This is a genomic window from Streptomyces sp. NPDC002463, from assembly GCF_042889835.1.
GTDB classification, from domain to species: Bacteria; Actinomycetota; Actinomycetes; order Streptomycetales; family Streptomycetaceae; genus Streptomyces; species Streptomyces nymphaeiformis.
The window spans coordinates 910,470-935,453 of the sequence record NZ_JBIARL010000001.1 but is presented as its reverse complement, the minus strand read 5'-3'; the positions used below and the strand labels follow the sequence as shown (position 1 = coordinate 935,453).

At 73.1% G+C, this 24,984-nt stretch carries 25 protein-coding genes; 17 read left to right on the top strand and 8 right to left on the bottom strand.

Features of this window, described 5'->3' with window-relative positions; translation table 11 throughout:
* Positions 1–23 precede the first annotated feature (23 nt).
* Positions 24–1,694: an FG-GAP repeat domain-containing protein gene (locus ACFYX3_RS04380; protein WP_389007796.1), complete on the bottom strand. Its 1,671-nt coding sequence runs from the start codon at positions 1,692–1,694 to the stop codon at positions 24–26.
* A 243-nt stretch (positions 1,695–1,937) separates the two neighbouring features.
* On the opposite strand from ACFYX3_RS04380, the gene ACFYX3_RS04375 reads away from it, so the two are divergent.
* Genes ACFYX3_RS04375 through ACFYX3_RS04365 form a run of 3 tightly spaced genes read left to right on the top strand, consistent with a single transcriptional unit; the run spans position 1,938 to position 4,845 of the window.
* Complete coding sequence (locus ACFYX3_RS04375) at positions 1,938–3,515, top strand: AMP-binding protein (protein WP_389007794.1); 1,578 nt, start codon at positions 1,938–1,940, stop codon at positions 3,513–3,515.
* A complete protein-coding gene (locus ACFYX3_RS04370; protein ID WP_376585791.1) occupies positions 3,512–4,240 on the top strand; it encodes an enoyl-CoA hydratase family protein in 729 nt (242 codons plus the stop codon). Before ACFYX3_RS04375 ends, ACFYX3_RS04370 begins: the two co-directional genes overlap by 4 nt.
* Complete coding sequence (locus tag ACFYX3_RS04365; protein ID WP_389007792.1) at positions 4,228–4,845, top strand: TetR/AcrR family transcriptional regulator; 618 nt, start codon at positions 4,228–4,230, stop codon at positions 4,843–4,845. Before ACFYX3_RS04370 ends, ACFYX3_RS04365 begins: the two co-directional genes overlap by 13 nt.
* Positions 4,846–4,934: 89 nt before the next feature.
* Here ACFYX3_RS04365 and ACFYX3_RS04360 read toward each other — a convergent pair whose 3' ends face one another.
* Positions 4,935–5,972, bottom strand: a complete 1,038-nt coding sequence (locus ACFYX3_RS04360; RefSeq protein WP_389007790.1) for a M4 family metallopeptidase — start codon at positions 5,970–5,972, stop codon at positions 4,935–4,937.
* A 370-nt stretch (positions 5,973–6,342) separates the two neighbouring features.
* Between ACFYX3_RS04360 and ACFYX3_RS04355 the strand changes: the two genes are divergently transcribed.
* A complete protein-coding gene (locus ACFYX3_RS04355) occupies positions 6,343–7,383 on the top strand; it encodes an isopenicillin N synthase family dioxygenase (RefSeq protein ID WP_389007788.1) in 1,041 nt (346 codons plus the stop codon).
* Between the two features lie 72 nt (positions 7,384–7,455).
* Here ACFYX3_RS04355 and ACFYX3_RS04350 read toward each other — a convergent pair whose 3' ends face one another.
* Positions 7,456–8,559: a citrate synthase 2 gene (locus ACFYX3_RS04350; protein ID WP_376585802.1), complete on the bottom strand. Its 1,104-nt coding sequence runs from the start codon at positions 8,557–8,559 to the stop codon at positions 7,456–7,458.
* Between the two features lie 223 nt (positions 8,560–8,782).
* Between ACFYX3_RS04350 and pdxH the strand changes: the two genes are divergently transcribed.
* Positions 8,783–9,412 (top strand): pyridoxamine 5'-phosphate oxidase, encoded by a 630-nt coding sequence (gene pdxH / locus ACFYX3_RS04345; RefSeq protein ID WP_389008111.1) that lies wholly within the window; start codon positions 8,783–8,785, stop codon positions 9,410–9,412.
* Between the two features lie 299 nt (positions 9,413–9,711).
* On the opposite strand, the gene ACFYX3_RS04340 is transcribed toward pdxH, so the two are convergent.
* Positions 9,712–10,458, bottom strand: a complete 747-nt coding sequence (locus ACFYX3_RS04340) for an ABC transporter permease (RefSeq protein WP_389007786.1) — start codon at positions 10,456–10,458, stop codon at positions 9,712–9,714.
* 2 nt (positions 10,459–10,460) lie between these two features.
* Positions 10,461–11,408 (bottom strand): ABC transporter ATP-binding protein, encoded by a 948-nt coding sequence (locus tag ACFYX3_RS04335; RefSeq protein WP_382654613.1) that lies wholly within the window; start codon positions 11,406–11,408, stop codon positions 10,461–10,463.
* Between the two features lie 106 nt (positions 11,409–11,514).
* Here ACFYX3_RS04335 and ACFYX3_RS04330 point away from each other — a divergent pair, with 106 nt between their 5' ends.
* The 3 genes from ACFYX3_RS04330 (at position 11,515) to ACFYX3_RS04320 (ending at position 14,894) form a co-directional block, all read left to right on the top strand.
* Complete coding sequence (locus ACFYX3_RS04330) at positions 11,515–12,732, top strand: sensor histidine kinase (protein ID WP_389007783.1); 1,218 nt, start codon at positions 11,515–11,517, stop codon at positions 12,730–12,732.
* Positions 12,733–12,775: 43 nt separating this feature from the next.
* Positions 12,776–13,438 (top strand): response regulator, encoded by a 663-nt coding sequence (locus tag ACFYX3_RS04325; RefSeq protein WP_376585816.1) that lies wholly within the window; start codon positions 12,776–12,778, stop codon positions 13,436–13,438.
* Between the two features lie 118 nt (positions 13,439–13,556).
* Complete coding sequence (locus ACFYX3_RS04320) at positions 13,557–14,894, top strand: PAS domain-containing protein (protein ID WP_389007780.1); 1,338 nt, start codon at positions 13,557–13,559, stop codon at positions 14,892–14,894.
* 96 nt (positions 14,895–14,990) lie between these two features.
* Here ACFYX3_RS04320 and ACFYX3_RS04315 read toward each other — a convergent pair whose 3' ends face one another.
* Positions 14,991–15,341: a helix-turn-helix domain-containing protein gene (locus tag ACFYX3_RS04315; RefSeq protein ID WP_359514427.1), complete on the bottom strand. Its 351-nt coding sequence runs from the start codon at positions 15,339–15,341 to the stop codon at positions 14,991–14,993.
* A gap of 63 nt (positions 15,342–15,404) precedes the next feature.
* On the opposite strand from ACFYX3_RS04315, the gene ACFYX3_RS04310 reads away from it, so the two are divergent.
* Together ACFYX3_RS04310 and ACFYX3_RS04305 are read left to right on the top strand one after the other, a co-directional pair.
* Positions 15,405–16,280, top strand: coding sequence for an NAD(P)-dependent oxidoreductase (locus ACFYX3_RS04310; protein WP_389007777.1), 876 nt, complete (start codon positions 15,405–15,407; stop codon positions 16,278–16,280).
* 100 nt (positions 16,281–16,380) lie between these two features.
* The gene (locus ACFYX3_RS04305; protein ID WP_389007775.1) at positions 16,381–16,716 is read left to right on the top strand and encodes a hypothetical protein; all 336 of its coding nucleotides are present in this window, start codon (positions 16,381–16,383) and stop codon (positions 16,714–16,716) included.
* Between the two features lie 6 nt (positions 16,717–16,722).
* Here ACFYX3_RS04305 and ACFYX3_RS04300 read toward each other — a convergent pair whose 3' ends face one another.
* Positions 16,723–17,478 carry an SIS domain-containing protein gene (locus tag ACFYX3_RS04300; RefSeq protein ID WP_389007773.1) on the bottom strand — a complete coding sequence of 252 codons (756 nt, stop codon included), beginning with the start codon at positions 17,476–17,478 and terminating at the stop codon, positions 16,723–16,725.
* 194 nt (positions 17,479–17,672) lie between these two features.
* On the opposite strand from ACFYX3_RS04300, the gene ACFYX3_RS04295 reads away from it, so the two are divergent.
* The 6 genes from ACFYX3_RS04295 to ACFYX3_RS04270 all read left to right on the top strand — a co-directional run bounded on the left by ACFYX3_RS04295 (position 17,673) and on the right by ACFYX3_RS04270 (position 23,412).
* A complete protein-coding gene (locus tag ACFYX3_RS04295) occupies positions 17,673–18,362 on the top strand; it encodes a metal-dependent transcriptional regulator (protein ID WP_376585834.1) in 690 nt (229 codons plus the stop codon).
* A gap of 458 nt (positions 18,363–18,820) precedes the next feature.
* Positions 18,821–19,822 (top strand): alpha/beta fold hydrolase, encoded by a 1,002-nt coding sequence (locus ACFYX3_RS04290; RefSeq protein ID WP_389007771.1) that lies wholly within the window; start codon positions 18,821–18,823, stop codon positions 19,820–19,822.
* Between the two features lie 131 nt (positions 19,823–19,953).
* Positions 19,954–21,180: a peptidase inhibitor family I36 protein gene (locus tag ACFYX3_RS04285; protein WP_389007769.1), complete on the top strand. Its 1,227-nt coding sequence runs from the start codon at positions 19,954–19,956 to the stop codon at positions 21,178–21,180.
* 235 nt (positions 21,181–21,415) lie between these two features.
* Positions 21,416–22,159, top strand: coding sequence for an alpha/beta hydrolase (locus tag ACFYX3_RS04280; RefSeq protein WP_389007766.1), 744 nt, complete (start codon positions 21,416–21,418; stop codon positions 22,157–22,159).
* Positions 22,160–22,276: 117 nt separating this feature from the next.
* Positions 22,277–23,068: a tetratricopeptide repeat protein gene (locus tag ACFYX3_RS04275; RefSeq protein WP_389007764.1), complete on the top strand. Its 792-nt coding sequence runs from the start codon at positions 22,277–22,279 to the stop codon at positions 23,066–23,068.
* A gap of 161 nt (positions 23,069–23,229) precedes the next feature.
* Positions 23,230–23,412 carry a hypothetical protein gene (locus tag ACFYX3_RS04270; RefSeq protein WP_389007762.1) on the top strand — a complete coding sequence of 61 codons (183 nt, stop codon included), beginning with the start codon at positions 23,230–23,232 and terminating at the stop codon, positions 23,410–23,412.
* A gap of 67 nt (positions 23,413–23,479) precedes the next feature.
* On the opposite strand, the gene ACFYX3_RS04265 is transcribed toward ACFYX3_RS04270, so the two are convergent.
* Positions 23,480–24,034 (bottom strand): GNAT family N-acetyltransferase, encoded by a 555-nt coding sequence (locus ACFYX3_RS04265; RefSeq protein ID WP_389007760.1) that lies wholly within the window; start codon positions 24,032–24,034, stop codon positions 23,480–23,482.
* Between the two features lie 72 nt (positions 24,035–24,106).
* Here ACFYX3_RS04265 and ACFYX3_RS04260 point away from each other — a divergent pair, with 72 nt between their 5' ends.
* On the top strand, positions 24,107–24,982 hold the full coding sequence (locus ACFYX3_RS04260) for an aminoglycoside phosphotransferase family protein (protein ID WP_389007758.1): 876 nt from the start codon (positions 24,107–24,109) through the stop codon (positions 24,980–24,982).
* The last annotated feature ends 2 nt before the right edge of the window (positions 24,983–24,984 follow it).

Sequence of the window (24,984 nt, the reverse complement as noted above, 5' to 3'; positions counted from 1 at the left end):
GTGGCGGGCCCGCCGGGGTCGGGTCAGCTGAGGTGCACGTACAGCCAGCCGCCGGCGATCTTGACGCGGGGCGCGAAGACGGGCCCGCCGGGGAGGCCGGTGGCCTTGTAGCGGTAGACGTCGCCGCCGGGGGTGACGGCGATCAGGTCGGCGCGGCCGTCGCCGTCCATGTCGCCGGGCGCGGCGAGGTGCTCGTACGCGCTCCAGCCGGCGCCGATCAGGGCGCGTGCCGCGAACGGGGCCGTGGCCGATCCGGTGCCGCGGTGGACGTAGAGGCGGTCGCCCTCGCGGGAGATCAGGTCGGGGCGGCCGTCGCCGGTGACGTCGCCGGTGGCGACCAGCTGGTCCACCCCCCGCAGGCCCGTGGCGACCTTCACGCCCGCGCCGACGCGCTGCGGGTAGTCCTTCAGGCCCGGGTGGAGGAAGAGGTTGCCCCACGGGTCCAGGCCGAGGACGTCGCCCTCGCCGTCGAAGGTGACGTCGCCGGGGGAGACCGTCTCGGCGTAGTTGTAGAAGGCCGCGCTGCTGGAGACCTCGCCGCCGCGGTCGCTCATCAGGCCGGGGTTGTTGGCGGTCAGCACCATGGCCCGGTCGGCCTCGTCCAGGCCGTAGCCGTTGGTCATCCGCCCGTGGTGGGCGTTCTCCCCGGCCAAGCCGTACGGCTTGGCCGGGCCGAACCTGCCGTCGGCCTGGGTCCCGTAGGTGTAGGCCGTGCCCGCCCAGTTCACGGCGAACAGGTTGTGCTTGCCGTACGCCGGCACACCGCCCTGGCCGAGGTAGTACGAGAGGTTCTGGCCGCCGCCGCCGAAGTACGTGCGCGCCCCGAACTTCCCGCCGCCGATGGACAGGTACTGGTAGTACGTGCCGCTGTACGTGCGGGCCAGCAGGTCGCCCCTGCCGTCGCCGTTCAGGTCGTCGACGCCGATGACCTGGTTGTACGTGTTCCAGCCGCCGCCGATCCTGACGCGGGACTTGAACGGGGCGGTGGCGGAGCCGGTGCCCTTGTAGAAGTAGAGGTCGCCGGCCGGTGTCCGGGCCACGATGTCGGCGACCGCGTCGCCGTCGAGGTCGTTGGTGCCGACGATCTGGTCGTAGATCTGCCAGCCCCCGCCGATCGCGACGCGCGACGCGAACGGACCCCGGTAGTCCACGCTGCCCTTCCCCGGGAACAGGTAGAGGGTGCCGGACTGGGTGCGGGCCAGCAGGTCCTGGCGGCCGTCCTTGGTGAGGTCGCCGGGGGCGATGACCTTGTTGTAGATCTGCCAGCCGCCGCCCTGCCAGACGAGCCCCCTGTCGGTCTCCGTGGGGCTCACGCCGGCGTGCAGCCGGAGCGTGCCGTCGGAGCGGAGCGTCAGCAGCTCCTGGATGCCGTCGGCGCGCCACACGTCGTCGGCGGGCAGGATCTCCTCGCTGACGGCGCCGTCGAGGTCGTCGGCGCCGATCGTGAACGGCGTGCCGCCCGTCTTCGAGAGGATGATCGTCAGCTTGCCGGTGGCGGCGGACCGGTAGACCCGGTCGCTCCGGCCGTCGCCGTCCCGGTCGAACCGGGGCTTGGCGGAGGCCGTGGCACTGACCGCGGCGGGGGCGGCGGCGGCCGTGGGGACCTGGCCGGCGGACACCAGGCCCATGCCGAGCGCGAAGGTCGTGCAGGCCGCCAGGCGGCGCAGGTGGCGCCGGTGGTGCGTGTGGTGCAAAGGGTCCCTCCCGGGACGTGGTGGTGGGCATGCGAGGGCCGGGGCCCTGGAGGCGTCCGGAGACTAAGGGAAGGGAAGGACGGAAAGGAAGATCGGTCGCGTACAACCTTTGACCGGCCCGGGCGTCTGACCAGCCCGGGCGCCTGACCGGCCGTCATAATCATGCAAGCATGCTTGATTGTTTCCCGGGGTACTGAGAGGGTCATGGCCAGGTCACCTTCCCACCTCCCCAGGAGGCAACGCATGGTGTTCCACAGCGCGTACGAGCCCGTTCCCGCCGTCTCCCTCCCCATCCACGACGCCGTCCTCGGCCGCGCCGCCGCGTACGGGGACACCCCGGCCCTCATCGACGGGGCCGGGGAGCTGACGCTCACGTACGGGCAGGTCGACGGGTTCCATCGCAGGGTCGCCGCCGGGCTCGCCGAGGCCGGGGTGCGGAAGGGGGACGTGCTCGCGCTGCACAGCCCCAACACCGTGCTGTTCCCGGTCGCGTTCTACGCCGCCACGCGCGCGGGCGCGTCCGTCACGACCGTGCACCCGCTCGCGACGCCCGAGGAGTTCGCCAAGCAGCTCCGCGACTCCTCCGCGCGCTGGATCGTGACCGTCTCCCCGCTGCTCCCCGCCGCCCGCGCGGCGGCCGAACTCGCGGGCGGGATCGAGGAGATATTCGTCTGCGACGCGGCGCCGGAAGGTGAGGGCGTGCGGTCCCTCCAGGAGTTCCTCGGCTCCACCGCGCCCGTCCCCGAGGTCGGCATCGACCCGGACGAGGACGTCGCCGCCCTTCCGTACTCCTCGGGCACGACCGGCGTCCCCAAGGGCGTCATGCTCACCCACACCTCCGTCGCCACCAACCTCGCGCAGCTGGAACCGCTGATCCCCATGGGCCCGGGCGACCGGATCCTCGCCGTACTGCCGTTCTTCCACATCTACGGGCTCACCGCGCTCATGAACGCGCCCCTCCGCCAGGGCGCCACCGTCGTCGTCCTGCCCCGCTTCGAGCTCGACACCTTCCTCGGCGCCGTCCAGAAGCACCGCATCAACGGCCTGTACGTGGCCCCGCCGATCGTGCTCGCCCTCGCCAAGCACCCGGCCGTCGCCGACTACGACCTGTCGTCCCTGGAGTACCTCGTCAGCGCCGCCGCCCCGCTCGACGCCGCCCTCGCCGAGGCCTGCTCCGCCCGGCTCGGCCTGCCGCCCGTCCGGCAGGCGTACGGCATGACCGAGCTGTCCCCGGGCACCCACGTCACCCCGCTCGACGTCGCCACGCCCCCGCCCGGCACCGTCGGCCGGCTGCTGCCCTCCACCGAGATGCGGATCCTCTCCCTGGACGATCCGGAGAAGGACGCCGATCCGGGCGAGGAGGGCGAGATCGCGATCCGCGGCCCCCAGGTCATGAAGGGGTATCTCGGCCGGCCCGACGCCACCGCCGCCATGATCGACGCCGACGGGTGGGTGCACACCGGCGACATCGGCCGCGTCGACTCCGACGGCTGGCTGTTCGTCGTCGACCGGGTCAAGGAGCTCATCAAGTACAAGGGCTTCCAGGTCGCCCCCGCCGAGCTCGAAGCGCTCCTCCTCACCCACGACGGCGTCGCCGACGCCGCCGTCATCGGCGTCACCGACCCGGACGGCACCGAGATCCCCAAGGCCTTCGTCGTCCGCCAGCCCGCCGCGCCCGGCCTCACCGCCGAGGACGTCATGGCCCACGTCGCCGCCCGCGTCTCCCCGTACAAGAAGGTCCGCGCCGTCGAGTTCGTCGACGCCGTGCCCCGGGCCGCCTCCGGAAAGATTCTTCGCAGAGAGCTGAGGGACCGTACGTGAACCTGATCCGCGTCTCCGAGGAGCGGGGCGTCACCACCCTCGCCCTCGACTCCCCGGCCGGCCGCAACGCCCTCTCCGCCCCGCTCGTCACCGAGCTCGCCGACGCGCTCACCGCCGCCGGCAAGGACCCCGCCGTACGGGCGGTCGTCCTCACCCACACCGGCTCCACGTTCAGCGCGGGCGCCGACCTGAAGGCCCCGCCCAGCCCGTACGCCTTCGTGGACCTGCTCCGGCAGATGGTCGAGCTGCCCAAACCGGTCGTCGCCCACGTCACCGCCGGCAGCCACACCCGCGCCGGCGGGCTCGGCCTGCTCGGCGCGGCCGACATCGTCCTCGCGGGGGAGGGGGCCGACTTCGCGCTCACCGAGGTGCGCATCGGGGTCGCGCCCGCCGTCATCTCCCTCACCCTCCTGCCGCGCCTCGAACCGCGCGCGGCCGCCCGGTACTACCTCACGGGCGAGCGGTTCGGCGTCCCCGAGGCCGTCGGCATGGGCCTCGTCACCGCCGGCGACCAGGAACTCCCCGGCATCCTCGACTCCCTCCGCGCCGCCTCCCCGCAGGGCCTGCGCGAGGCGAAACGGCTGGTCACCGCTAGAGTCCTGGAAACCTTCGAACGCGACGCGGAGGACCTGGTGCAGAGATCGGCCACGCTCTTCGCCTCCGCCGAGGCGCGCGAAGGGATGACGGCCTTCCTCGAACGACGGGACCCCGCATGGCGGCTCTGACCGCGCCCAAGCCGGACCGGCCGGACAGGCCCGACCGGAACCCCAAGCAGGACCGGAGCCGCGCCACCCGGCAGCGGCTCCTGGAGGCAGCCGTGTCCTGCCTGGCCGAACACGGCTGGGCGGGCTCGACGGTCTCCGTCGTCGCCGAACGGGCCGGCGTCTCCCGGGGCGCCGCCCAGCACCACTTCCCCACCCGCGAGGACCTCTTCACGGCCGCCGTCGAGTACGTCGCCGAGGAACGCTCGCAGGCCCTGCGCGCCGTCCCCACGGACGACCGCGAACAGGCCGTCGCCGCCCTCGTCGGCCTCTACACCGGGCCCCTCTTCCGAGCCGCGCTCCACCTGTGGGTCGCCGCCTCGGGCGAGGAGCAGCTCCGCGAGCGGGTCACCGAGCTGGAGGCCCGCGTCGGGCGCGAGTCCCACCGCATCGCCGTCGAGGTCCTGGGCGCCGACGAGTCCCGGCCCGGCGTCCGCGAGACCGTCCAGGGCCTCCTGGACATGGCCCGCGGCCTGGGCCTCGCCACCCTCCTGACGGACGACCGCGCCCGCCGGGAACGGGTGGTGTCCCAGTGGGCGCGGCTCGTCAGCGAAGCGCTGAAGGACTAGGGCCCGTCTTTCGGATCGTGCCGGGCTCGCGGGGCCTGGTCCGAAGGGCGGGCCCTAGGGCCCGCCCGGCCCCGGTCCGCCGGACAGGCCTAGACGCCCGGGATCTCCCGCGCCCGGAAGGCGTCCCGTACCGCCGCCGCGGCCTGCGTCCCGTACATCTTCTGCGCGGTCGCGACCGTCGTCAGGGCCGCGTCCTTGAAGCTGGTGTCGGGAGCGAAGCCGAACTGCGCGTTCACGATGATCCGGTCGGCCGTGCGGGCGCCGAGCTTGCCCCGGATGTCGAAGAGGGCGCGGGACCAGATCTCCCCGTCCGCGTGGACCTCGCCCACGCGGTCCTTGTAGGTCTTGGTGCCGTCGAGGCGGCGCAGGCAGTGCGGGGCCGCGCTGTAGCCGGTGGAGTCCCAGTCGCCGACACAGGCGAGGTCGGTCTTCATCGGCCAGCCGTACTTGGCGTCCGCGTTCGAGCCGACCTCCATGCCCAGGTAGTCGCCGAAGGCCTCGCCGATCGCGCCGGCCTCCGGGGAGCTGCCGAAGCCGTGGACCTGGGCCTCGTGCACGGCGTGGCCGTACTCGTGGACGATCACCTCGGCGTCCTCGGCGTCGTCCACGCCGCCCTTGCCGAAGCGGATCTCGTCCTTCTTGTCGGTGAAGAAGGAGTTGTCGGCGCCCCACTGGTTGAGACGGACCGGCTGGACCCGGTCGTTCGCCCCGGGCAGCTCGGAGCCGAAGCCGAGGCTCTGCAGGTACTCCTGCGCCTCGTTGACCCAGAAGTACGCCATGACCTGCTCGAACCGGTCGTCGGACCGGTCGAGGCCGGCGAGGTCCGAGGTCCTGGCGGGGGCGCCGGTCTCGGAGCGGACGGCGGCCCACTTGCCGGACAGGGCGCCGCTCGCGTCGAGGTTGCGCAGGGCGACGGTGGCGTACGCGGAGGCGGGGACGTCGCCCGCCGCGTCCTTGTGGTCGGCGAGGGTCTGGTCGCCCGAGGACTGGACCGGGTTCACCATGAAGACGCGGGCCTGCGGCGCGGTGGCGGCGGAGGCTCCCGCGGACGGGAGCAGCGCCGCGGTGGCCGTGGCCACGGTGACGGCGGCCGCGGCGGCCAGGCCACGAGAGGTGCGGCGGGTCATGGACATCCTCCTGCGATGGGATGCGGCGACGGGAAGCTTGGCGTGTACCGAACACGCAATGGCGGCGATCTTCGCGCAAGCCCGCCACTTTGAACAGACTTTGAGCCATCACCGCCCGGGACGTGACGGGGGCCACAGTGGCCCGCTCCCCACCGCAGTACGCTGACTTCATGCCTCTGCTCGTACGCCGTCGCCACGTGGACTACGTCCGCGTCACGAGCATGGGCTGTCGCCGCTCCGCCTGACCCACCGGGGTACCACTCCACACCCCTTCGGTCCCTCGTACAGAGCCCCAGCCGACCGGCACCCGTGGCCCCCGCCCCACCCTTGGCGGCTGCCGCGGGCACCCGTATACCCCGCGGATGCATACATGACGAACAGCTCGTACTCCTCGCAGCTCCCGATCGTCGACCTCTCGGCCGCCGACCGCGACCCACAGGCACGGAAGCTGCTCCATGCGCAGCTCCACTCGGCCGCCCACGACGTGGGCTTCTTCCAGCTCATCGGGCACGGCATCTCCGAGGCCGAGACCAGGGCCCTGACCGACGCCATGCACGCCTTCTTCGCGCTGCCCGAGGCCGACCGGCTCGCCCTCGACAACATCAACTCGCCGCACTTCCGCGGCTATACGCGCATCGGCGACGAGCGCACCGCCGGCGCCCGCGACTGGCGCGACCAGCTCGACATCGGCGCCGAGCGCCCCGCGCGCGACCCCGGACCCTGGGAGCCCCCGTACTGGTGGCTCGAAGGCCCCAACCAGTGGCCCGCCGCCCTCCCCGAGCTCCGCACGGCCGCACTGCACTGGATCGACCGCCTCAGCGGCGTCGCCGAGCGGCTCCTCCACGAGCTGCTCGCCTCCATCGGCGCGCCCGCGGACTTCTACGACGACATCTTCGGCCCGCGCGCCCACCCGCACCTCAAGCTGGTGCGCTACCCGGGCAGCAGCGGCGAGGGCGACGACCAGGGCGTCGGCGCGCACAAGGACTACGGCTTCCTCACCCTGCTGCTCCAGGACCAGGTGGGCGGGCTGCAGGTGCAGCGGGAGGACGGGAACTTCCACGACGTGCCTCCGCTGCCGGGCGCGTTCGTCGTCAACCTGGGCGAGCTCCTCGAGGTCGCCACGAACGGCTACCTGATCGCCACGAACCACCGGGTGGTGTCGCCGCCCGGGGCGACGGAACGATTCTCCGTGCCGTTCTTCTACAACCCGCGCCTGGACGCCCGGATCGCCCCGCTCCAGTTCCCCTTCGCGGACCGCGCGCCCGGCGTCACCACCGACCCGGCGAACCCGCTGTTCGCCGAGTACGGCCGCAACGAGCTGAAGGGCAAGCTCCGCGCCCATCCGCTGACGACGGCCCGCCACCACGCGGACCTGCTGCTCGCCCAGGAACAGCAGGCCCAGCTGGTCTAGCAGGCACGGAGGGCCCGAAGGGCCCGGCGGGGCTGTGCGGGCCCGCCGAGCCCCACCGGCTCCTCACGGGGCTCACCGACCGGCGATGTCCTCGTAGCCCTCGATCTCGCGCGGGTCCCGCTGGCCGGGGCCCGTGTAGCGGGCCGAGGGGCGCACGAGGCGGCCGGTGCGCTTCTGCTCCAGGATGTGCGCCGACCAGCCGGCCGTACGCGCGCACGTGAACATCGACGTGAACATGTGCGCCGGGACCTCGGCGAAGTCGAGGACGATCGCCGCCCAGAACTCCACGTTCGTCGCCAGGACGCGGTCCGGGCGGCGGTTGTGCAGCTCCTCCAGGGCGGCCTTCTCCAGGGCCTCGGCGACCTCGAAGCGCGGGGCCGCCAGCTCCTTGGCCGTGCGGCGGAGGACGCGGGCGCGGGGGTCCTCGGCGCGGTAGACGCGGTGGCCGAAGCCCATGAGGCGCTCGCCCTTGTCGAGGGCCTGCTTCACGTACGCGGTGGCGTCGCCGGTCCGCTCGATCTCCTCGATCATGCCGAGGACGCGGGAGGGCGCGCCGCCGTGCAGCGGTCCGGACATGGCGCCGACGGCACCGGAGAGGGAGGCGGCGACGTCCGCGCCGGTCGACGCGATGACGCGCGCGGTGAACGTGGAGGCGTTCATGCCGTGCTCGGCGGCGGAGGTCCAGTAGGCGTCGACGGCCTTGACGTGCTTCGGGTCGGGCTCGCCGCGCCAGCGGACCATGAAGCGCTCGACGACGGACTCGGCCTTGTCGATCTCGCTCTGCGGGACCATCGGGAGGCCCTGGCCGCGCGCGGACTGCGCGACGTACGAGAGGGCCATGACGGCCGCGCGGGCGAGGTCGTCGCGGGCCTGCTCGGCGGAGATGTCGAGGAGCGGCTTGAGGCCCCACACGGGCGCGAGCATCGCGAGCGCGGACTGCACGTCGACGCGGATGTCGCCGGAGTGCACGGGGATCGGGAAGGGCTCGGCGGCCGGCAGGCCCGGGTTGAAGGCGCCGTCGACGAGCAGGCCCCAGACGTTCCCGAAGGAGACGTGGCCGACGAGGTCCTCGATGTCGACCCCGCGGTAGCGGAGGGCGCCGCCCTCCTTGTCGGGTTCGGCGATCTCCGTCTCGAACGCGACGACTCCCTCGAGCCCGGGTACGAAGTCGGACATCAGGCGGCTCCTCTATCGATGATCGATCAACCGTTCAGGGCGATCGTGGGGAATCAACAGTCATCCAGCGGAAGAGTCTGTACGGTTCCGATGATGCGGGGAAGCGTGACATCCGGCACACTGCGCCGATCCGGCGAGAGAGGATTAGCGCCCGCCGGTGCCGGGCAGACTGGGCCGCTGCGGCAGGATGGCCCCTGTGACCGACGCCCTGGATCCCGCAGACATGCGCGAGCAGTACCGCACCACGGAGCTGACCGTGGCGGACCTCGCCCCCGAACCGGTCGGCCAGTTCGCCCGCTGGTTCAAGGAGACCGCCGAGAACCCGGCGATCCACGAACCCAACGCGATGATCGTGTCCACCGCCACCCCCGACGGCCGCCCGTCCTCCCGGACGGTCCTCCTCAAGCACTACGACGAGGCCGGCTTCGTCTTCTTCACCAACTACGAGTCCCGCAAGGGCCAGGAGCTGGCGGCCAACCCGTACGCCTCCCTGCTCTTCCCCTGGCACCCGCTGGCCCGCCAGGTCATCGTCACCGGCCGCGCGGTCCGCGTCGGCCGCGACGAGACGGTCGCCTACTTCCGCACCCGCCCCCACGGCTCCCAGCTCGGCGCCTGGGCCAGCCCCCAGTCCACGGTGATCCCGTCCCGCGAGGACCTCCTCGCCCGCTACGCCGAACTGGCCGCCCGCTACCCCGACCGCGAACAGGTCCCGGTCCCCCCGTCCTGGGGCGGCATCCGCGTGATCCCCGAGACGGTCGAGTTCTGGCAGGGCCACGAGAACCGCCTCCACGACCGCCTCCGCTACGTCCACGAGCCGGACGGCACCTGGCGGGTGGAGCGCCTGGCGCCCTGAGGCCTTTTTCGGGGGAAGGGAAACGCAGGCGACCCGTGAGTCTTGGCGCCGCCCGCCTAGGTTCGGGCGGACGCCTGCCGACCGGACTGCCGGCGACTCACGGGTCGGGTGACTGCTGGTGTTTCGGCAGAAGGCCTGCCGAGGTGCACAGAGTGCGACTGGCAGGCCTTAGCCCGCAGTCACCTCACGAGTCCGAAAAGAAACCATTTTTTCGGATCACCTCCTTTCGCGTGTACCCACACCTTACGAACCCCTCAGGACCGCGACAAGCGATTTAATCCCCCGGTTCTCCAGGCGGCTCAGGCGTCCCGTCGCCGCACCGCCCACCAGCCCGCGAGGAGCGCCGCCGCCGTCCACAGGGCGGTCACCCCGATCCCGGTCCAGGCCCCGAGGGTCCCCAGCGGCTCCTGGAAGAGGATCTGCTGCCCGGCCCGGTCCGGCAGCCAGGTCGCGGCGCCCTCGGAGACCCCGCCGATGACGAAGGACACGATGAGGATGAACGGGATCAGGGTGCTCAGCACCGCCACCGCGCTGCGCAGCAGGAACGTCAGCCCCATCGAGAACAGCGTGATCAGCGCGAGGTAGAGCCCGGCGCCGAAGCAGGACCGCAGCGCGCCCGGCTCGCCGATCCCGACGGCGTACTTCCCGAGGAACGCGTTCGCCGTGAAGAACATGATGAAACCGGCCACCACGCCCACGATCAGCGCGCCCGCCCCCACGACCGCCGCCTTCGCCCCGTAGAGCAGGGTTCTGTTCGGCACGGCCGCAAGGGAGTTCCGCAGCGCCCCGTTCAGGTACTCGGACGAGGCGGCGGTCGCGCCGAAGGAGATCGCGGCGATCTGCACGAAGTTCATCGGGTAGTAGATCCAGAAGAGCGGATCGATGTCGCCGGTCTCCGCCTCCGGCTGCCCGATGGAGGGGAAGACCGCCAGGGCGATCCCCAGGGCGGCGACGAGGACGGCGAGCAGCGAGCCGAAGCTCGACCGGATCGACCGGATCTTGATCCACTCGGAGCGGAGCACGGCGGGGACGGTGACGGCGGACACGGTCAGACCTCCTGGGGGGAACGGGCGGTACGGGCGGTGAACTCGGCGGCCTCCGAGGTGAGGGCCAGATACGCCTGCTCCAGCGAGGCGCGCTCGTCGGCGAGTTCGAAGACGGGGATGCCCTCGCGGGCGGTGACCGCCCCGATCTCCTCGGCGGAGGCGCCCTCCACCACCCACCGACCGTCGCCGTCGGCGGCGTCCCCGACCGTCCACCCCTTCGCCAGGAGCGTGGCCCGCAGCCGTACCGGATCGCCGGTGCGCACCCGCACCCGCGCGTGGCTGTGGGCGTCGATGAACTCCCGCATCGGCACGTCCGCGAGGAGCCGGCCACGACCCAGGACCACGAGGTGGTCGGCGAAGGTCGCCGTCTCGTTCATGAGGTGGCTGGAGACCAGGACCGTCCGCCCCTCGGCGGCCAGCCGGCGCAGCAGCCCGCGGATCCAGACGATGCCCTCGGGATCCAGGCCGTTCGCGGGCTCGTCCAGCATCAGCACCCCCGGGTCGCCCAGCAGCGCGGCGGCGATCCCGAGCCGCTGCCGCATGCCCAGCGAGTAGCGGCGGATCCGGCGGCGGGCGGCGGACGTCAGGCCCGTCTCCTCCAGTACCTCGTCGACCCGGCGGTCCGGCAGGCCGTTGCTCGCGGCGAGGAAGCGGAGGTGGTCGCGGCCGGTCCGGGCGGGGTGCGCGGCCTGCGCGTCGAGGAGCGCGCCGACCGTGCGCAGCGGATCGTCCAGCGTCACGTACGGCCGGCCGCCGATGGTGGCGGTGCCCGAGGTCGGCCGGTCGAGACCGAGGACGAGCCGCATGGTGGTCGACTTCCCCGCCCCGTTGGGGCCGAGGAAGCCGGTGACGCGCCCCGGCTCGACCCGGAACGTCAGTCCGTCCACGGCCCGGGCCGGGCGCCTGCCGCCGTACTCCTTGGTGAGGTTCTTGACGTCGATGCTGGTCATGGCTCAAGCCTGGCCGTCGGACGGCCGCGTGCCTTCCCCCGCCCGAGGGGATCGTCTCCCCCGTGCGGGGGAGCCGCACGCGGGCCGCCGTTGGGAGGATGGCGGAATGCTCCTGCGACCCCTGATCCGGGCGGTCACGTACACCCGTTGGCTGCATCTGGTGATCGGCGCCATCGTGCCGCTCGCCACCGGACTGATCTATCCCGGTCTGAACTCCCCGACCTTCGTCGACTGGCTGACCGTGGCGGCCCTGCCCATACCGCTGATGGCGGCGCTCGCCCTCGTTCCCGCCGCCCGCCGCGCCGAGGGCCTCCAGGCGCGCCTGATGCTCTTCCCCGGCAAGCACGCGCGCGGGCCGGGCGGGGAGGCGTACGCCGACGACGCGGCCGCGGGCATCTCGGCGACCCCGTCGGCCTCGTGGACGGACCGGGGCAGGACGGCCCTGTGGCTGGTGTTCCGGATGGAGGCGGGCCTCGTGGCCTGGCTCCTGTCGATCTGGCTGCTCCAGTGCACGCTGGTGCTGCTCGACACGTCGGTGGAGGAGCCCGTCATCGGGTCCCTGACGCCGCCGCCGGGCCTGGGCTCGGTGGTTCTGGCCCCGCTCCCGCTCCTCGCCCTCTGCGCCGTGATCGTCGCGGTCGGCCGGCTGGACACGCGGGTCGCCCACCGGCTCCTCGGCCCGTCGGTGAAGGAGCGCATGACGGCCCTGGAGGAGCGCACGGAGCGCCTCCTCGAACGCAACCGGATCGCCCGCGAACTCCACGACTCCCTGGGCCACGCCCTCACCCTGGCCGTGGTGCAGGCGGGCGCCGCGCGGGCGGCAAAGGACCCCGAGTTCACCGACCGGGCGCTCGCGGCCATCGAGGAGACCGGCCGGGCGGCCCTGGAGGACCTGGAGCGGGTCCTGCTGCTGCTCCGGGAGACCGGCCGCCCGCGCGGCGCGAGCCCCGGCCTCGACGAGGCCGCCCGCCTCCTGGAATCGGCCCGCTCCTCCGGGGCGCGGGTGGACGCCGAGGTGACGGGCCCCGTGGAGGACCTGCCGGGCCCCGTCTCCCGGGAGGCCTACCGCATGCTCCAGGAGGCCCTGACGAACGCGCTGCGGCACGCCGGCCCGGTCCCGGTCGACGTCCGTGTGACGGCGGACAGATCCAGGCTCCGCCTCCGGGTCACCAACCCCCTTCCGCCGGGCCGTCCGCCCGTGGCCCCCGGCACGGGCAGCGGACTGCGCGGCATCCGCGAACGGGCGGCGCTGCTGGGCGGCGAGGCGAAGACGGGCATGAAGGAGGGCACTTGGCGGGTGGACGTCACGCTCCCTCTCCGCTGACGGAACGGCGCCGCCGTATCGGCTCTCCCTCTACGCTGGCGGAATGGTGATCAAGGTCCTCCTCGTAGACGACGAACCCCTGGTGCGGGCAGGCCTGCGCGCGGTCCTGGAGGCCCAGCCCGACATCGAGGTGGTGGGGGAGGCGGCGGACGGGGCGGCGGTCGTCCCCCTCGTCCGCAGCCTCCGGCCCGACGTGGTGGCGATGGACGTCCGGATGCCCCTCATGGACGGCATCGAGGCGACGTCGGCGGTCCTCCGCACGGTCGACGCCCCGCCGAAGATCCTCGTCGTGACGACCTTCGAGAACGACGAGTACGTGTACGGAGCCCTCCGCGCCGGTGCCGACGGCTTCCTCCTCAAGCGGGCCCGCCCCGCGGAGATCGTCCACGCGGTCCGCCTGGTGGCGGAAGGGGACTCCCTCCTCTTCCCGGCGGCGGTACGGGAGTTGGCGGCCGCCTACGGGCAGGAGCGGGGCAGCACGGAGGCCCGGGAGACCCTGGCCCGCGCGGGCCTGACGGACCGGGAGGAGGACGTCCTGCGCCTGATGGCCCGGGGCCTGTCCAACGCGGAGATCGCCGCCCGCCTGGTGGTGGGCACGGAGACGGTCAAGTCCCATGTGAGCTCCGTGCTGGCCAAACTGGGCGCCCGGGACCGCACCCAGGCGGTGATCGCCGCCTACGAGTCCGGCTTCGTCTCCCCCGCGTGAGCCCGCACGGCTCGGCGGTGCCGAAGGAAGCGTTTTCGCAGGGGAAGCGTTTTCGACGAACATGGTGTGCTCTGGGTCACGTTCCAGTTGAATGGTCCGCAGCATGGGGGGTGCCTGGATGAGTGCATTCACGGGGGCCACGAGCGACGCCGTGTCCGTCCCGGGGGCGGGGGCCGATCTGTTGGCCGCGCTGCTCGACGGGATGGACGCCGCGCTCTGCGCGTTCGACGCCGACGGGACGGTCACGCACTGGAACCGGGAGGCCGAGCGGATCCTCGGCTGGTCCGCCGCGGAGGCCGTCGGGCGGCGCGGGTTCGAGGGGTGGGCGGCGCGCAGCGCGGACGCCGAGGAGACCCTGGGCCGGCTGATGGGGGCCATGAAGGGCCCAGGCCGCCAGGTCCACGAGTTCGTGCTGCTCCGCAAGGACGGCGGGCGGGTGCTCGTGCGGAGCCAGGCCGCCGGGGTGCGGGGCGCCGACGGCACTCCCGCCGGGGTGTACTGCGCGTTCAGCGAGGTCCACGTACAGCTCGATCTGGAGCGGTCGGTCGCGCTGAGCGAGGCGCTGTTCGACGACGCCTCCTGGGGCGTCGTGCTCGTCGACGCCGACCTGCGCCCGGCCATGGTCAACGCCCACGCGGCCCGCGCCTTCGGCACCGGGCGCACGGCCCTGCTCGGCCGGCCCCTCGGCGACGTCGTCACGCACGGCGCGGAGGAGCTGGAGGCCGCCTTCCAGCACGTCCTCGCCGAGGGCACACCGCCGGCGCCCGCCGAGGTGTGGGTGACGCTGGAGACGGCCTCGGGGGAGCGGCGCCGGTGCTGGCGCAGCGGCTTCCTGCTGCTGTCGTCGCCGATGGCGGAGGAGCCCGTGCCGCTGGGTGTGGCCTGGCTGTTCCAGGACGTCACCGAGGAGCGGCTCGCGGCCCGCGGGGCCGACCGGCTGCGGTTCCGGTGGAGCCAGCTGCACCGGGCGGGCGCGGCGGCCGCGGAGTGCGAGGACCCGGCGGAGGCGGCGACGGTCCTGCTGGACTTCGCCCTGGCCGGGTTCGCCGACCACGCCCTGGTGGACCGGCCGGCGGGGGAGCGGCGTCTCACCCGGGCCCTGGCCACCCCGGCGGGCGGCGCCCCCGGCCCGTCCTCGCCCGTCGTGGGCGGCGGCATCCCGCTGCGGTACGGGCCCCGGCACCCGGCGCTCCAGGCCTGGGACCGGATCGGCACGGTGCGGGCGAGCGCGGGCCGGACCGCCGAGGTGTGGGCGGAGGCCCACCAGTGGCCGGGGGACGCGGCGCACGCCCTGTGCGTGGTCCTGCGCTCCCGGGGTCGGACCCTCGGCGTCCTGACGTTCCTGCGGGCCTCCTGCCGCGCGCCGTTCGAGCGCGAGGACGTGGTGTTCGGGGAGTCGGTGGCGGCCCGGGTGTCGACGCTGATCGACCTCGGGGACCTCGGAGGCAAGGACTAGCTCCCCCGTACACCCACTTTTTTGTGGGTACTTGTCGGGGTTCGGCGCCCCGGGAGAACCTGGTGGCGGCCCGGAGGGAGAGGGGAGCGACGGGCCTCAGGAGGCGGACCGCGCCTCCGTCAGCCGGTCGAGCCGGCGATGGCCCCAGTCCGACAGCGGGCCGAGCACGTCGGAGAGTTCGCGCCCGAACTCCGTCAGCGAGTAGACGGTCTTCGGCGGCACCACGTCGTGCACCTCGCGGTGCACGAGGCCGTCCGTCTCCATCTCCCGCAGCGCCTGCGTCAGCATCTTCTCGCTGATCCCGGGGATCTTGCGGCGCAGTTCGCCGGGCCGGTGCGGGCCTGACTCCAGCAGCCACAGCAGCCACGTCTTCCACTTGCCGTCGATCACGGCGATCGCGGCGGACACGCCGCAGAGGTTCGTGTCCTGGGCCCGGAGGCGTGTCATGCGCGTCCCTCTCCGTCGTCCGTCATCTCTTTCCAACCCACGTATGTGCAAGGGAGTTCCGCCATGTCTTCTTCCCGCGTCACCGTTCTCGGTCTCGGGCCCATGGGGCGTGCGCTGGCCGGCGCGTTCCTCGACGCCGGTGTCCGGACCACCGTGTGGAACCGCACCCCGGGCCGTGAGGGCGACCTCGCCGAGCGGGGCGCGGTCCTGGCGGCGAGCGCCGAGGAGGCGGTCGCCGCGAGCCCGCTCACGGTGATCTGCCTCGTCGACTACGACGCCACCGACGCGGTCCTGCGGCAGCCGGCCGTCACGGACGCGCTCAAGGGCCGGACCGTGGTCAACCTGAGCGCCGACATCCCGGAGCGCGCCCGCGACACCGGCCGCTGGGCGGCCGAGCACGGCGTCGGCTACCTGGACGGCGCGATCATGACCCCGACGCCGACGATCGGGACGCCCGCCGGGGTGTTCCTGCACAGCGGACCCGAGCCGCTGTACGCCGCGCACCGGGCGGTGCTCGACGCGCTCGGCGGCACCCACACGCACCTCGGCGAGGACATCGGCCGGGCCGCCGCGTACGACGTCGCGCTGCTCGACATCTTCTGGACGTCGATGACGGGGTACGTGCACGCGCTCGCGCTGGCCCGCGCGGAGGGGATCACGGCGCGGGAGCTGGCGCCGTTCGCCCAGGGCATCGGGGCGATCCTGCCGCCGCTGTTCCAGGAGTGGGCCGAGGACGTGGACGGCGGTTCGTACTCGGGCGAGGGCAGCCGGCTGACCTCGGCCCTGTCGACGCTGGTCCACGTCGTGCACGCGGCCGAGGCGCACGGCGTCGACGCGAGCGTCATGCGCGCGGCGGAGGCGCTGGCGCGCCGGGCGGTGGACCGGGGGCACGGGGCGGACGGCTTCACGCGGATGACGCAGGTGATGGAGCGCGGCTGACCGGCAATGAGGGGCGCCGGAGACTGCCGGGTTCCGGCATGGCCGGACCCGGCACGGCGGGACGACGATGGGCCCAGGTTCGGGAAACGTGGGGGGCGCCATGGTGGCGTGGGTGGTGGGAGCGGGGCTGCTCCTGGGGCTACTGGGGACGGTGCTGGCCGGGGTGGTGCTCCGGACGGGTTGGGTACCGCCCTGGAATCGGCGGCACGTCACCAGGCCCTGGCTCTTCGGTGCCGGGATCCTGATGGCGAGCCTGGGCAACGTTCTGATGGGTCTGGAGTACTTCGGTGTCCTGCCGGAGGTCAGCTGGGAGGTCCGCTTCTTCGTGGGCAACGGCGTCATCTGGGCCGGCGTCCTGCTGATCGGCGCGAGCCAGGTCCTTCCGCTGCTGCGCACCGCGCCCCCGCACGGCAAGCCCCCGCACCCGACGGTCTAGGCCCGGTCAGCGCCGGTAGAAGATCCGGTCGCCGTACTCGTCCATCACGCGCCCGTTCCACTCGTGCCCGCCGTCGACGTTGCCGGAGCGCAGCAGCGGTGGCTCGATGCCGAGGCGTACGAGCTCCTCGGCGGCGGCGGCCATCGTGGCCTGCATGAGGGCGCTGGTGACGACGGTGGAGGCGGGCGCGAAGGGTGCCTCGATGCCCTCGTGGGTGAGTTCCGCGTCCCCGACGGCGATCCTCGAGTCGAGGACGATGTCGCAGTGGTCCTTGAGGTACGTCCCCGACACGTGCCGCGACTTCGTCTCCGTGGCGTACGCCACGGACGTGACGCCGATGACGGTGAGGCCGAGCGCGCGGGCGTTCATGGCCATCTCCACGGGCAGGGCGTTGCGCCCGGAGAGGGAGATGACGATCAGGACGTCGCCGGCCTTGGCGGGGGAGCAGTCGAGGACCGCCCCGGCGAGGCCGTCGACGCGCTCCAGGGCGGAGCCGAGGGTGGCGGGCATGACGTCGACGCCGACGACGCCGGGGACGGCGAGCAGGTTCATCAGGGCGAAGCCGCCGGCCCGGTAGACGACGTCCTGGGCGGCGAGGGAGGAGTGTCCGGCGCCGAAGGCGAAGAGCCGGTTGCCGTTCGCGACGGCGGCGGCGATCGCGGCTCCGGCGGCGGCGATCTCGGCGGAGTCCCCGTCGCGCACCTCCTTGAGCAGGCCGATCGCCGCGTCGAAGAACTGTCCGGCCAGCTTGCTCTCGCCCATCGCGGCGGCTCCTTGTCGTCGTGGCTCTCGTCGGCTCGCGTCCCGCGCTCTCGCCGAGGTCGCCGATCACGGTGCGGTCTGGACCATTGCTCTGTCAATACCGCACCACCCCTCCTCACCCGGCGCGGCCCGGTTGTCGGTCCGATGCGCAACAATTGCGGCAGGGCCAGCGCACGACTCATCGAGGGGCACGTATGTCCGGACTGATCGACACAACGGAGATGTACCTCCGCACCATCCTCGAGCTCGAGGAGGAAGGTGTGGTCCCCATGCGTGCCCGGATCGCCGAGCGGCTCGACCAGAGCGGTCCGACCGTGAGCCAGACGGTGGCCCGGATGGAGCGCGACGGCCTGGTGGCCGTGGCGAGTGACCGCCATCTCGAGCTCACGGACGAGGGCCGTCGCCTCGCCACCCGGGTGATGCGCAAGCACCGCCTGGCCGAGTGCCTGCTCGTCGACGTGATCGGCCTGGAGTGGGAGCAGGTCCACGCCGAGGCCTGCCGCTGGGAGCACGTGATGAGCGAGGCCGTGGAGCGGCGGGTCATGGAGCTGCTGCGCCACCCGACGGAGTCGCCGTACGGGAACCCGATCCCGGGCCTGGACGAGCTGGGCGAGAAGGCGGAGCCCGAGGCCTTCCTCGACGACTCGATGGTGTCGCTCGCCGACCTGGACGCGAGCGAGGGCAAGACGGTGATCGTCCGCAGGATCGGCGAGCCGATCCAGACGGACGCCCAGCTGATGTACACGCTGCGGAGGGCGGGCGTGCAGCCTGGCTCGGTGGTGTCGGTGTCGGAGTCGCCGGGCGGTGTCCTGGTCGGCAGCAGCGGCGAGGCCGCCGAGCTGGACGCGGACATCGCGGCGCACGTGTTCGTCGCCAAGCGCTGAGCCCGTTCCGTACGTGAGTGGGGGCGCCCCGCCGGTCTCTCGGAGGCCGGCGGGGCGCCCCCGTTCCGTATCCGGGTCAATGGTCCGTCGTGCGCCCCGTTTTACGCCGGAATCGCCACGCCCGCGCCCTCGTCGTGCCACGCTGGTACGAGCGGGGCGATGAGCGGGTGCGGGGGTGGGGCCATGAGGGCTGCGGACGACAGAGGGCCCCGGCGCCTTCCGGCGCCGGGGCCTGTCCTCCCCTGTGCTGACCTGGAGCCCCGAGCTCTCAAGGTCAGTCCCCTCGGACCGTTTTTCCCCGAGCGGTCCGCCTCCCGCTCAAGATCTCCCCTCGACAGTGCGCGTCAACCCTTGAGCCCTGTCACTCGAACGAGGGGTGTTGTGTGGCAGGAGCGCATTTTCGAATGCGAGTTCGATAGTCTGGCGAGGTTCGACGGAAAAGAGGGGGTGCCGGATCCATGGCGCGACGACTCGACGTCACCGGGGCGGACGGCGTCCGGCTGGCGGCCTGGGAATACACGGCGGAGCCCGGCGGGCCCGGGATCGTCCCGCAGCCCGGCCCGGGCGGCGCCGCGCGGCTCGGCCCCGACACCGCCGGCCGCCCCGGCGGCCGTCCCGTCCCCCGCCCCGCCCGAGCCCCGCAGGCCCCGAACGCCGCACCAGGGCCGCAGGCCCCGCACGCCCACGCCTCAGCCCCCGGCGTGTTACTCCTCCACGGTCTGATGGGGCACGCGGGCCACTGGGCCCGCGCCGTCCGCCGGCTCACCGGGGGCCACCGGATCGTCGCCCTCGACCAGCGCGGTCACGGCGCGAGCGAGAAGCCCGCCGGCGGGCCCTTCACGCGCGAGGCGTACGTGGCGGACGCGGCGGCCGTCGTCGAGCAGCTCGGTCTCGGCCCGGTCACCCTCGTCGGCCACTCCATGGGCGCCCTGACGGCCTGGCAGCTGGCCGCCGAGCGCCCCGACCTCGTCCGCGCGCTCGTCATCTGCGACATGCGGGCCTCGGCGCTCGGCGCGGCCTCGCAGCGGGCCTGGCAGGACTGGTTCCACGGCTGGCCGGCGCCCTTCCCGTCCCTGGAGGCCGTCCACCGCTGGTTCGGCGACGAGGACCCGTGGGTGGAGACGCCGAATCCGGCGCGGGGCGCGTTCTTCGCCGAGGTGATGGCCGAGCACCCGGACGGCTGGCGCCCGGTGTTCGACCCGGAGCAGATGCTGACCTCCCGTGAGACCTGGGTCCACGACGCCCACTGGGACTCCCTCGCCCAGGTCCGCTGCCCCACCCTCGTCGTGCGCGGCCTGGACGGCGAGCTGGGCCGGGCGGAGGCCCAGGAGATGGTCCGGGTCCTGCCCCACGGGGCGTACGCGGAGATTCCCGACGCTGGCCACCTCCTCCACTACACCCACCCGGAGGCCTGGAGCGAGGCGGTGGAGCCCTTCCTGAACGGCGTCCTGACCCCGTGAGGGCCCCGCCGTACGGGAAGCGAACATTCCGGAAACGGGCGGCCCCTCCGGTGACGCCGGAATCCGGGCACGGTACGGTCCCCACACGGCGCGTCGAGCAGTGAGACTCCGCGCCGTTTGGAGGGAACTCGATGCGCATTTCCATGCTGCGGCGCGTGGCCACGGTGGCCACGACGCTGGGGCTCACCTCGCTCGGCCTCTTCGGCGCGGGCGCGGCGCCGGCGCAGGCCGCTGTCAGCGACTGCCCGTCCGGCTATTTCTGTGCCTGGAAGACCGACAACGGCACCGGCACGATGTACAAGACCAACGTGAACACGGCGACGCTCGGGACCTGGGACAACACGTTCCGCTCGGTCGTCAACCGCACCAACAAGTTCGTCTGCCTGCACGAGGACGCCGACTACGGCACCAACGGCGCCGTCTACTCGATGCCCGCGGACCCCGCGGGCACCGAGTGGGGCGGCCCCGGCACCAACTCGGTCAGCTCGGTGAAGTTCGTCCCCACCGAGCGCGAGTGCGTCCTGCCCGCCTACCCCGAGTGGAACGCCTACACGGCTCCCAAGGCGGCGGGCTTCGGCGACATGAACGCCGACAGGAAGTCCGACGTCGTCGTCCGCGACAAGGCCGGCCGCCTGTGGTTCCTGCCCGGCGACGGTACGGGCAAGCTCGTCGGCAGCGGCGGCTGGAACGCCATGAACGCCCTCACCCGGCACGGCGACTTCTCCGCCGACGGCCGCGAGGACGTCATCGCCCGCGAGTCGGCCACCGGCAAGCTGTGGCTCTACCCGGGCACGGGCACGGGCGCCGTCGGCACCCGCAAGCTCATCGGCTCCGGCGGCTGGAACGCCATGGACAAGCTCACCGCCTTCGGTGACCTGACCTCCGACGGCCGCTCCGACCTGCTCGCCGTCGAGAAGTCCACCGGCAAGCTGTGGCTGTACCCGAGCACGTCGACGGGCACCCTCGGCGCCCGCAAGCTCATCGGCTCCGGCGGCTGGAACGCCATGAACGCCCTCGTCGGCGCCGGTGACCTCAACGGCGACGACCGCGCCGACCTGGTCGCCCGCGAGGCCTCCACGGGCAAGCTCTGGTTCTACCCGGGCACCGCGGCCGGCGGCGTCGGCTCGCGCGTCCTGATCGGCAGCGGCGGCTGGAACGTCATGGCGACGTTCCTCTCGGTCGGCGACTACAACGCCGACGGCCGCAACGACCTCGCGACGATCACGAACTCCAACTACGTCTCCGCGGAGTGCCGTGGCGTGGGCTGCCTCCTGCTCTACACGGGCAAGGGCACGGGCGCGTACAACGCGGGTGTCCCGGAGGACGGCAACTGGTGGGGTCTGAACGGCGCGTTCTGATCCGTACCGGATGAGTGTGTGAGGGCCTCCACCCCGACGGGGTGGAGGCCCTCGCCCTTTAAAACGGTTGGCGGCCCCGGAAGCCCGCTGCTGCGTTCACGGAAGCCGTGCAACAGACCGAGGAGGTGGTACCCGTGAACCTGACGACATGGGTGCTCCCCTCTGGGGTCACGGTCGGGCGATAGGTCGTCGTCCGGGAGCGCCGTATTCACGCGCATTCCCGAAAGGCACGACCATGCGATTCACTTCCGAGCAGCGCTTCGACGACGGCGTCGTCGAGCGCGAGTTCACCCTCGACGGCATCCCCGGCATCCTGTGGACCCCCGAATCCGCGGCCGCATCCGCGCCGGTCCCGCTGATCCTGATCGGCCTCCCGCCGCTCGGGCTCCAGAAGACGTACGCCCGTGTCGCGGGCCGGGCCCGCTACTACGCGGCGGAGTACGGCTTCGCCTCGGCGACCATCGAGCTGCCCGGGATGGGCGACCGGCCCCGCCTGCCCGGGGTCGAACAGGCCCGCGCCGACATGCGCCGGGTGCTGCAGGCCGGCGAGCCGCTCACCGACGAGATCGTCGACGCGCTCATCCTCCCGCTCGTCGACCAGGCGGTCCCCGAATGGCAGGCCGCCATGGACGCGCTCCTGGCCCTGCCCGAGATCGACGGGCCCGTCGGCTACGAGGGCGGCGTGATCTCCATCGGCGTCCGCCTCGCGGTGACCGACCCGCGCGTCAAGGCCGCCGGCCTCTTCGCGGGCAGCTTCATCCCCGCCGCGATCTACGAGGACGCCCGACAGGTGACCATCCCCCTCCAGGTCCTCCTGCAGTGGGACGACGAGGGCAACGACCGCCAGGCGTCCCTGAACCTGTACGACGCGTTCGGCTCCAAGGAGAAGACCCTCCACGCGAACATGGGCGGCCACACGGGCGTCCCGCAGTACGAACTCGACGCGGGCGCCCGGTTCTTCGTCCGGCACCTGAAGTAGCGAGTGAGGGCCTCCACCCGGACGGGGTGGAGGCCCTCGCCGTTCACACGGCCGAGACGAAGGCCGGTGCAGAGCGCGATCCGGTAGCCGCAGGTCACGCGCCGTACCCTGCTGCGCATGGATCACGTGGAAACGGGCCGGAGGGCCGCCGACGCGGGCGACTGGACGGCCGCCGGACACGCCTTCGTGCGGGCGGCGATGGACGGCAGCACCGAGGGCGCCGAACTGGCCGTGGGCGTCACCGACAGGCTCGTACCGCTCGCCGACGCGGGCTCGGCGGACGCGGCGGCGCTGCTCGCCGGGATCCTCCTGGAGTACGCGGACGAGTCGGAGCTGCCGAGGGCCGTGGCGTACGCGCGCGCGTCGGCCGGGGCGGGTCACCCGGCGGGGCAGCGTACATACGGCTATCTGCTGCAGAGCGGCATCGGGGTCGAGGAGGACCCGCTCGCGGCCGAGGGGCTGTTCCGGGCGGCGGCGGAGGCGGGCGACGCGTTCGCGGCGTTCAACCTCGGCCAGGTGACGGACGACTTCGACGAGTCGCTCGCCCTGCTGCGCACGGCCGCCGACGGCGGCATCGAGGTCGCGGGCGCGGTCCTCGCCGACCGGCTGTCGTCGGTGGACCGGGACGAGGAGGCCCTCCGCTGGTACCTGTGGGCCGCCGAGCGCGGCCACGTCGGCTGCATGAACGCCGCCGCCTGCTGGTACCGCGACGGCTTCGGCACCGCGCCGGACCCAATGCAGGCGGTGCGCTGGTTCCTCGTGATGTCGGCGTACGGGAACGGGGACGGCGTCCACGAGTCCATCCAGCTCGTGAAGGCGGGCGCCCTGGACGAGGCGGGCATCCGCGAGGCCGGCCGGCTCGCCGGGGACCCCGGGGCGGCGGAGGCGCTGCTCCCGTTCCTGCCGTAGGCCCCGAGTTCCGTCAGCGACGCGGCTTGCGGGCCTTGCTGGACCGCTCCGAAGTCGCCGAAGGAGAGGAGATCCAGGCCGATAGCCCAAGTAGAGCCGCCCGTACCGGTGAACCGGCCACCTCATCGGCAACGTCCATCCGCCCAGACAGTTGCCCGGGCATGAACCCCATCAAGCGGGCCGTCGGCACCCTGGCCGCCACCGCCCTCATCCTCCTGACCAACGCCGCTACCGCTGCTCACGCCGCGACCCTCGCCGATACCACTACCGGCACCGGAGCCCTCGGCTTCCTGCGCAACACCACGGAAGCCGTCATCACCTTCGTCAAGCAAGTCCTCGCCTGACACAACAGAGGGCCGACACCACCACGGTGCCGGCCCTCCCTGATGACTGCCGTGAACGGACCGTCGTTCACTTGCTCAGGCGCCAGACCTGGTCCTCGCCCGTCTCCGCCGGGGCCGTGGGCTCGTGGGGGCGGCGGAGGTGGGCGGTGAAGCCGAGGCGGGCGGGGACGGCGCCGCTCGCGTGGTTGGCGACGTCGTGGACGACCTCGACGCCCGTGACGCCCGGCAGGCGGAACGCCTCCTCGACGAGCGCGTGGCCCGCGCGCGTGGCGACGCCCCGGCCGGTGGTGGACGGGTGCAGCCAGTAGCCGAGCTCGACGCTGTCGTCCGGGGTGTCCTCGTGCCGGTGCAGCCCGCAGGAGCCGACGATGGCCCCGTCGAGCACGACCGCGTAGCTGTACGCCTCGCCGCTCGCCCACTGCTCCGCCCGCCCGGCCAGGAAGCGCGCGGTGCTTTCGAGGCTGTGCTCGGCGACCCACGGCATCCACGGCCGCAGGTGCTCCAGCGACTCCTCGATGACCTGGAAGAACTCCGGAAGGTCCGCCTCGGCCTCGAACGCGCGCAGGGTGAGCCCGCCGTCGAGCTCGATGCGGGGCGGAGGGGTGTGCTGGGAGAGGTCCATGCGGGGAGGATCGGTCGTACGGGTCTTGTGGAGCAAGGGATTTCAGCGGGACGCCCGTGGATGATCGGGCGCATGGACATCGACGAGAGCCTGATCCGCGCGCTGCTCCGGGACCAGCACCCCGACCTCGCCGACCTGCCGATCCAGCGGGTCCCCGGCGGCTGGGACAACCAGATGTGGCGGCTCGGCGACGAGTTGGCCGTACGGATGCCCCGCAGCGAACGGGGACCGGAGCTGCTGCGCAAGGAGCACCGCTGGCTGCCGGCCCTCGCGCCGCTGCTCCCGCTGCCCGTACCCGTCCCCGTACGCACAGGGGAGCCGTCCGCGCGCTTCCCCCGGACCTGGACGGTCGCCCGCTGGGTCCCGGGCGAGCCGAGCGACGCCACGCCCGTCACGCGGGGCGACCACGCGGCCGAGGCCCTGGCCGGCTTCCTGCGGGCCCTGCACCGCGAGGCGCCCGAGGACGCCCCCGCCAACCCGGACCGGGGCGTGCCCCTCGCGGACTTCGCGGCGGGGTTCGAGGAGGGGTTCCCGCTCCTCGCCGAGCACGCCGACCCCGGGGCCGTACGAGACGTGTGGGAGGACGCTCTCGCGGCTCCCGTGTGGCAGGGCCCGCCGATGTGGCTGCACGGGGACCTGCACCCGGCGAACGTCGTCGTCGCCGACGGCACTCTCGCCGGAGTCGTGGACTTCGGCGAGGTCTGCGCGGGTGACCCGGCGACGGACCTCTGTGCGGCGTGGCTGCTGCTGCCGGAGGGCGCGGCCCCGCGCTTCTTCGAGGCGTACGCGCGCGTGGACGACGCCACCGTCCGCCGGGCCCGGGGCTGGGCCCTGCTCCGCGCGGCCGGGCTCATCGCCGTCGGCCGCGCGGGCGACCGGGGCCTCCCGGGTGGGAAGCCGACCTGGGGCCCGGCCGGCCGCGCCGCCCTCGCCCGGGTACTGGCGTGAGC

Excerpts from the sequence above, each read along its gene's own strand:
- ACFYX3_RS04295 (WP_376585834.1), top strand. The coding sequence starts at position 17,673 with ATGTCCGGACTGATCGACACAACGGAGATGTACCTCCGCACCATCCTC.
- ACFYX3_RS04335 (WP_382654613.1), bottom strand. The coding sequence starts at position 11,408 with ATGACCAGCATCGACGTCAAGAACCTCACCAAGGAGTACGGCGGCAGG.
- ACFYX3_RS04360 (WP_389007790.1), bottom strand. The coding sequence starts at position 5,972 with ATGACCCGCCGCACCTCTCGTGGCCTGGCCGCCGCGGCCGCCGTCACC.
- ACFYX3_RS04265 (WP_389007760.1), bottom strand. The coding sequence starts at position 24,034 with ATGGACCTCTCCCAGCACACCCCTCCGCCCCGCATCGAGCTCGACGGC.
- ACFYX3_RS04320 (WP_389007780.1), top strand. The coding sequence starts at position 13,557 with ATGAGTGCATTCACGGGGGCCACGAGCGACGCCGTGTCCGTCCCGGGG.
- ACFYX3_RS04350 (WP_376585802.1), bottom strand. The coding sequence starts at position 8,559 with ATGTCCGACTTCGTACCCGGGCTCGAGGGAGTCGTCGCGTTCGAGACG.
- pdxH (WP_389008111.1), top strand. The coding sequence starts at position 8,783 with ATGCGCGAGCAGTACCGCACCACGGAGCTGACCGTGGCGGACCTCGCC.
- ACFYX3_RS04315 (WP_359514427.1), bottom strand. The coding sequence starts at position 15,341 with ATGACACGCCTCCGGGCCCAGGACACGAACCTCTGCGGCGTGTCCGCC.
- ACFYX3_RS04355 (WP_389007788.1), top strand. The coding sequence starts at position 6,343 with ATGACGAACAGCTCGTACTCCTCGCAGCTCCCGATCGTCGACCTCTCG.
- ACFYX3_RS04375 (WP_389007794.1), top strand. The coding sequence starts at position 1,938 with ATGGTGTTCCACAGCGCGTACGAGCCCGTTCCCGCCGTCTCCCTCCCC.
- ACFYX3_RS04305 (WP_389007775.1), top strand. The coding sequence starts at position 16,381 with ATGGTGGCGTGGGTGGTGGGAGCGGGGCTGCTCCTGGGGCTACTGGGG.
- ACFYX3_RS04300 (WP_389007773.1), bottom strand. The coding sequence starts at position 17,478 with ATGGGCGAGAGCAAGCTGGCCGGACAGTTCTTCGACGCGGCGATCGGC.
- ACFYX3_RS04280 (WP_389007766.1), top strand. The coding sequence starts at position 21,416 with ATGCGATTCACTTCCGAGCAGCGCTTCGACGACGGCGTCGTCGAGCGC.
- ACFYX3_RS04260 (WP_389007758.1), top strand. The coding sequence starts at position 24,107 with ATGGACATCGACGAGAGCCTGATCCGCGCGCTGCTCCGGGACCAGCAC.
- ACFYX3_RS04285 (WP_389007769.1), top strand. The coding sequence starts at position 19,954 with ATGCGCATTTCCATGCTGCGGCGCGTGGCCACGGTGGCCACGACGCTG.
- ACFYX3_RS04330 (WP_389007783.1), top strand. The coding sequence starts at position 11,515 with ATGCTCCTGCGACCCCTGATCCGGGCGGTCACGTACACCCGTTGGCTG.
- ACFYX3_RS04325 (WP_376585816.1), top strand. The coding sequence starts at position 12,776 with ATGGTGATCAAGGTCCTCCTCGTAGACGACGAACCCCTGGTGCGGGCA.
- ACFYX3_RS04290 (WP_389007771.1), top strand. The coding sequence starts at position 18,821 with ATGGCGCGACGACTCGACGTCACCGGGGCGGACGGCGTCCGGCTGGCG.
- ACFYX3_RS04270 (WP_389007762.1), top strand. The coding sequence starts at position 23,230 with ATGAACCCCATCAAGCGGGCCGTCGGCACCCTGGCCGCCACCGCCCTC.
- ACFYX3_RS04365 (WP_389007792.1), top strand. The coding sequence starts at position 4,228 with ATGGCGGCTCTGACCGCGCCCAAGCCGGACCGGCCGGACAGGCCCGAC.
- ACFYX3_RS04310 (WP_389007777.1), top strand. The coding sequence starts at position 15,405 with ATGTCTTCTTCCCGCGTCACCGTTCTCGGTCTCGGGCCCATGGGGCGT.
- ACFYX3_RS04275 (WP_389007764.1), top strand. The coding sequence starts at position 22,277 with ATGGATCACGTGGAAACGGGCCGGAGGGCCGCCGACGCGGGCGACTGG.